Origin of the sequence: Bartonella sp. TT67HLJMS (assembly GCF_042193375.1) — a bacterium.
GTDB classification, from domain to species: Bacteria; Pseudomonadota; Alphaproteobacteria; order Rhizobiales; family Rhizobiaceae; genus Bartonella; species Bartonella grahamii.
The window spans coordinates 1-1254 of sequence record NZ_JBHILP010000029.1 but is presented as its reverse complement, the minus strand read 5'-3'; the positions used below and the strand labels follow the sequence as shown (position 1 = coordinate 1254).

Genomic DNA, 1254 nt, shown 5'->3' with positions numbered 1-1254 from the left:
CTCGCTTGATTTCGGCAGGGATTGTTTTATTAATAGGTACACGGTTCCTATCATTGGGCTGTTTTAGCTTTGGTGCTAATGCACAAGCTGATAAAATGTTTGCAATCAAAATTACAAGAATGACAGACTTCATTTTAATACGACTCTTTTTACTGTTATATGCATCTTGATATTTATTGTCATTATTATAATTTTGATACTAAAGTAAAGTGTATAGTTTACGATAATTGATCTGTTCTTAATTTCATTTTTTAATTTATGAAAATAGCTCAATTTCAGTGCGAATATTTTTACTTTAGGATTGGATATCCTCGTTATTTTGTCATATGGATATTAAGGGCATTTGTTACGGGAACCATTGCTTTTTATCTCCTCTAATTTCTATGTCTCCATAGATGTCCAAATGTAATTCCTTTTGCGAGAGAATTGGCAACGCTTGATAGTTTGAGTAACAGCATGATGGATATAATGGACAAGACGATAGCTCCCCCAAACATGAAGCTTATATTCTGGTCGTAATCGAATTTCATATCGCTCAAATAGTTTGCAAAGATATTCATCATCAGATTAAATACAGTCGCTAAGAGTAGAAAGAGGATTATATAATTGACGACTTGGATTATCCATTGCTCGAAAAGGCGATGAGTTGGTTGCCAGAGCAAAGCAATGATGAAGAGAGGTCCCCATCCTACGAGAAGTGTAATAGCGATTTTTGTCAGGAGTACGAGACCACCACCGATTGCTACTACGAGGCTTGTTACCAGCAAGATGATGATGCCTAAGAGACTGTAAAGCAGTCCATTGGCTTCGAAGTAGACGGTTTCTTGGAAAAGACGCCCTGCATATTGAAATCCTTTGGTTGCTGCTTTGTCCAGTAAATTCATTAATTGTGTATCAGTGAGTGGATTTTTTAAGAGCGCTTTTGATAACTCATAGGGCATTTGTGTTATCAAATTGGCAATTTCATTCTGATAAAGTCCTGTGGTAAGAGCTATTGAAGTAATAATACTTATCCGTAAGAAACGATTTACAAATCCGGAGAGAGGCATATCTATAGCGCCACGAATGATGAGCCATCCATAGATGATAAAAGCGATTGTGATACCGATTGATACAAAGGGCGTAATTGTAGCTATTGTTTTTGAGGAAAGATCCGTGACATATGTTTTTGTTATCTGATCAATTTTATTGAAAAGTTGCGTGAACACTGTAAAGTTCATGGAATTCCTCTTTAACGAATTTTCAACTTTTTAT

The 1254-nt window shown here is 35.7% G+C and carries 2 protein-coding genes; both read right to left on the bottom strand.

The genetic code is table 11. The features are described from left to right. The coding region (locus tag ACFIJQ_RS08770) for a TrwH protein (protein WP_375629954.1) at positions 1-133 on the bottom strand (133 nt) is incomplete at its 3' end. Between the two features lie 241 nt (positions 134-374). Beyond that, positions 375-1220: a type IV secretion system protein gene (locus tag ACFIJQ_RS08765; RefSeq protein WP_375629952.1), complete on the bottom strand. Its 846-nt coding sequence runs from the start codon at positions 1218-1220 to the stop codon at positions 375-377. Positions 1221-1254: the final 34 nt, after the last annotated feature.

Excerpts from the sequence above, each read along its gene's own strand:
- ACFIJQ_RS08765 (WP_375629952.1), bottom strand. The coding sequence starts at position 1,220 with ATGAACTTTACAGTGTTCACGCAACTTTTCAATAAAATTGATCAGATA.